The 3,061-nt window shown below is 70.0% G+C and carries 1 protein-coding gene and 1 pseudogene; one reads left to right on the forward strand and one right to left on the reverse strand.

All coding sequences use genetic code 11. The features are described from left to right. Positions 1 to 197: 197 nt before the first annotated feature. A complete protein-coding gene (locus ADK55_RS12790) occupies positions 198 to 2,249 on the forward strand; it encodes an FG-GAP-like repeat-containing protein (protein WP_053678163.1) in 2,052 nt (683 codons plus the stop codon). A 114-nt stretch (positions 2,250 to 2,363) separates the two neighbouring features. On the opposite strand, the pseudogene ADK55_RS12795 reads toward ADK55_RS12790, so the two are convergent. After that, positions 2,364 to 2,849 (reverse strand): annotated as a pseudogene (locus tag ADK55_RS12795) (transposase); the annotation flags it as partial. Positions 2,850 to 3,061: the final 212 nt, after the last annotated feature.

Genomic DNA, 3,061 nt, shown 5'->3' on the forward strand with positions numbered 1-3,061 from the left:
GTCCGCCCCCCGGGCCCCCCCCCCCCCCCCCCGCCCCCCCCGGCCCCGCCCTTCCGGCGGCCCCCCCGACCGCCGTACCGAGGTCCGCGGCATCGACGACCGCAGCCCCCGCCAAGGCGCGGGACGGCGTCATCTCGATCCCCCGGACCTCGCGCATCGTAGGCGCCGGGCAGAGCGGGTTCCTGTCCGCCGACATCGTGACGGGACAGCAGAAGACGGTCTTCCGCTGGACGAACACCGCGACGGGCGTGACCACGGATCTTCCGGACCGGTACAACGGCTACCACGTCGGCGGCTCCGACACCGTCGCGACCCGTGAGGACGCCACGAGCCGCTACGCCCTCCACGACATGTCCTCGCCCGGCAGCTCCCCGAAGTTCATCGAGCAGACGGACAGCCGTCTCCTGTGGAGGGGGATCGTCGGTAGGACGCTCGCCTTCTCCTCGTGGGACGAGGCGACCCAGAAGGGTCAGCTTCGTCTCATCGGCGAGGGCAACCAGGTGGGCTCGAACCGGCAGGTGACGGGTCTCCCGGCGGACTTCCGGTTTCAGACCATGGAGCCCGTCTCCTCCACCCAGATGCTCGTCCGCTACTTCGTCGGCGGTCCCGGCACGAAGAGTTCCCACCTCGCGGTCGTGGACCTCGCCACGGCCTCCGTCATCGAGGACCGCGAGCTGGGCAAGGCCCCGTCCGACGTGGACGCGGCCGCCTCCGGCAGCCGCTTGGCCTGGGTGGTGGGCACTCCGGCGGGCGGCTACGAGCTGCAGTACGCCGACCGCGGCGGGAACGGCAGCACTCCGGCCGTGACCCTGGCCGACCTGGGCAACGCCGGCGACGCACATGTCAGCCTCCTGGGCGACTGGGTGGCGTACGCCCCACTGCCCTACGCACAGAACTACACCCACCCGTCCGAACGGTTCGCATTCAACGCCGTCAACGTCGTCGACAAGACGACGGTGAAGCTGCTCGACCATGCGACGTCCGCCGTTTCCACCCCCGACGGCGCGCTTCTGGTACGTGGCGGCACGCTCGCCCACGGCGAGGGGATCTATCGGATCGCGCACGGGACAAACGGTGCACCCAAGGCCACGCTCATCGCGAGCACCGGCGAGTCCACCGCGCTCACGCTGGTCGGGAAGGACGTCCCCCAGGTCGCCGAACTGGACAAGCACGGCGGTGCGGCAACGCTCAGTTGGACGCTCTCCCGGTACAACGCCAAGGGGTCCGTGACCCTGCGCCATGTCCGTACGGGGCAGAGCAAGCAGTTCACGTTCGACTTCAACACGCCCCACGGGACCGGCGCCGTCACCTTCCGCTGGGACGGGCTCCTCCCCAACGCCCAGGGCTACGGCGCGCTCGCTCCCGGCGGCGACTACACGTGGGAGCTCGACGCCACCCCGCTCAACGGCATCGGCCCGAGCCTGAAGGAGTCCGGCACCTTCAAGGTCGTCCGCGCGACCAACATGCACGACTACACAGACAACGGCAGCCCCGACCTGCTGGCCCGGGACGCCTCGGGTGTGCTGTGGCGCGACGACACCGTCAAGACGCCGCTCTCGCAGGACACGTACTCCGCCGGACGGGTGCGGATGGGCGGCGGCTGGCAGGTCTTCAACCAGTTGGAGGCCGTCGGCGACATCGCCGGAGGCGCCGCCGCCGACCTGGTCGCCCGCGACGCCGACGGCGTCCTGTGGCTGTACGAGGGCAAGGGCGACGGGAACTTCGCCGCCCGCACGAAGATCGGCGGCGGCTGGGGCGGCTACAGCCGGCTCACCGGCGGCAGCGACCTCGACGGCGACGGCAGGTCCGACCTGCTCGCCACCGACACGGCGGGCACCCTGTGGTTCTACAAGAGCACGGGGAACACGAGCGCGCCGTTCGCGGGACGCGTGAAGCTCGGCGGCGGCTGGGGCATCTACAACCAGCTCACGACCACGGGCAACATCACCGCGAGCGCCGCCGGAGACCTCCTCGCCCGCGACGCCGACGGCGTCCTGTGGCTGTACGAGGGCAAGGGAGACGGCACCTTCGGACCTCGCGCGAAGCTCGGCGGCGGTTGGGGCGCCTTCACCCACCTCGTCGGCGTCGGTGACGCGGACCACGACGGCCGCGGCGACCTCTACGCGGTCGGACCGGAAGGTTCGAAGCTCTATGCGGGCACCGGCGACGCGGCCACCCCGTTCAAGCCCCCCGTCACCTCGTCCGTGTACTCGGACTTGGACGCGGCCGGCTTCAACACGGTCTTCTAATAGGGCTTTGTCAGGCGGTGTCGTAGGGCTGCCAGGTGGGTTGTCGGCAGGTTGGGCAGGTGCCGGTCCAGGTGGCGAGTAGGTGTTGGAGGAGGTCCAGGGCCTGGTAGAGGGTCAGGCCCTGGCAGGGGCTTTTGGGGTCCTCCGCTGTTCGGTCAGGAATAGATGGGCGGCGGTCACGAGGGGGACGTGGCGGTGCCGGCCGGTGAATGACCGGCCTTCGAAGTGGTCGAGGCCCAAAGCTGTTCTCAGTTCGCGGTAGTCGTGTTCGATCCGCCAGCGGGTCTTCGCGAGGCGGACCAGGTCCTTGGCGGGAATGCCGGTGAGCAGGTTCGAGATCCAGTACTTCACCGGTTCTGCCTCGTCCTCGGGCCACTGAGCGACCAGCCAGACGAGGGGGATCGTTCCGTCCGCGGCGGGTTTGGGCCGACGGCCCGCGAGGCGGACTCGCAGGAGCACGAAGTGCGAGCTCATCGCCGCTTTCGATCCCTTGCGCCAGGTCAGCGTGCGTCCTGCCCGTCGGCCGGCGGCCAGCACGTGGTCACGTAAGGAGAGGGGCCGGGTGCGGTAACGGGGCAGCGGTCTGGGCCCCAGCCCGCCAGGCAGGCCGTAGGTGTAGCGGGCCGCCGGGGTCTCGGCCCTGCCCACCCCCGATCGAGCTCGTAACCCGCCACAGAAGCTCTCAGGGCCCCCGGCAACTACCAGGTTCCCGCCCAATGCCGTTGTTTGAGCACCGCAAGTAGTTTCCCGTGGTCGGAGTGACGTGTTGTCGGTGTGATCGTTGTGTCGGGTATGCATCCGTGGGTGGGGTT

Source organism: Streptomyces sp. WM4235 (assembly GCF_001279725.1).
Classification (GTDB): domain Bacteria; phylum Actinomycetota; class Actinomycetes; order Streptomycetales; family Streptomycetaceae; genus Streptomyces.